This is a genomic window from Pseudoalteromonas sp. S3260 (assembly GCF_005886925.1).
Taxonomy (GTDB): Bacteria; Pseudomonadota; Gammaproteobacteria; order Enterobacterales; family Alteromonadaceae; genus Pseudoalteromonas; species Pseudoalteromonas tetraodonis.
On record NZ_PNCV01000098.1, the window covers coordinates 1 to 1,542 of the forward strand.

The window sequence follows — 1,542 nt, forward strand, 5'->3', positions numbered from 1 at the left end:
CAAACAGGCTGCTGCAAATTTGACCTTGAAAGGTCAACAGACCCTAGCGTTTGCGCTGAATTATTTGCTGTTGCGTAATATTTTACGGTTTTTGTCACTTTTTTGGCAGAGCTAGATAACTGGAGAATTCTCGATGAAGTGTAAGTTGTTATTTATTAGCCTAGGCATTAGTAGTGTGCTATATAGTTTGAATACAACTGCAGCAATGCGCCAGTACACGGCTAACCAAGATAATTCAAATTGGAACTTGGTTAAAACAACTCGCTTGCAATGCCAATTAAATCATGAAGTTCCCTACTATGGTGAAGCTGTTTTTAAAGCATCAGCAAGTAAAAACAAAGATCTCACTTTTAATTTAGACATGGTGGTGCGCCCAGAAAATTACGCGATTGCCGGTTTAAAAGCGGTACCACCTAGCTGGCGAGCAGGCCGCCCTGCCCGTGATATTGCTGATATGAAATTACTTAAAAAGTTTGATGGTGAATTAGGTAATAAAACAGCATGGGAAATGCTGACTGAGCTTGAAAAAGGGAACCAACCTACTTTTTACTACCAGGACTGGCAAAATAGTGCCGATAAAATTGCCGTGGGTATGTCTAATGTTAATTTTAAGCAAGCGTATTGGGCGTTTTTACAATGCCGAGACGAATTGCTGCCATACAATTTTGAAGATATTTCGTTCACTATAATGAATTATGAATCTAATAGCAGTAAGTTAACTAAGTCATCGCAACAACGCCTTGATAAAATTGCTGAGTATTTAAAAAACGACCCGAGTATAGAATCAATTAGTATTGCATCGTACACCGATAGTTATGGCGGTCGTTGGAATAACCTCGATTTATCAAGAAAGCGTGCTAAGGAGATTAAAGATTACATGGTTGGCTTAGGCGTTGATGAAGCTAAAGTGGTTACTGAAGGCTTTGGTGAAAAACGCTTTGTAGATACTAATGACAATATTTTAGGCCGTGATAAAAACCGCCGCTTAGTGATTCAAATCGCTAAAATGTAAATTGTCGTATTCCTTTTCGACCGACGGTGTAATGGATAACGCTTTCGGTCAATACATACCATTTTGTGATGCCTATTTTATACATAGCAAACAACCTCCCTTTTAATTATTAACATTTAGCTTTTTATTTTTTCATTTATATTAGGGTCTGTTGATTTTTCAAGGTTAAATTTGCCGCAGTCTGTTTGGTATTTAGGCAAGGCAGAGCCTATGTGGTGTGGTTATTCCCCATAAATAGGCGATAACGCAGCATCAATGCCAAACAGGCGCTGCCCGAAGGGTTCTGCCTAGGGGCGATTTACTCTTTGTTGCTCGGTTTTTACTTAGCCCACTAGGTTACAAACCTCGCGCCGCGATTAAATTGCCCCTAGTTTGAACAAATATTAATCCGCAAAGGTCAACAGACCCTAATAAGTTAAATTTCCTTTTTTTGATGATTTTGGCTTTTTTAATACAGTTGTAAATAGAAGATTACATTTTATTTTGTCTCTTTTATGACAAAACTATTTAAGTTTTACACAACTTGTTAT

General features: G+C 37.9%; 1 protein-coding gene. It reads left to right on the forward strand.

The window, feature by feature from the left end; genetic code table 11:
* Positions 1-133: 133 nt before the first annotated feature.
* Positions 134-1,012 carry a flagellar protein MotY gene (locus CWC14_RS15115; protein ID WP_076923161.1) on the forward strand — a complete coding sequence of 293 codons (879 nt, stop codon included), beginning with the start codon at positions 134-136 and terminating at the stop codon, positions 1,010-1,012.
* The last annotated feature ends 530 nt before the right edge of the window (positions 1,013-1,542 follow it).

What these genes read in the sequence shown, in the direction of transcription:
- CWC14_RS15115 (WP_076923161.1), top strand. Translation starts at nt 134, where the DNA reads ATGAAGTGTAAGTTGTTATTTATTAGCCTAGGCATTAGTAGTGTGCTA.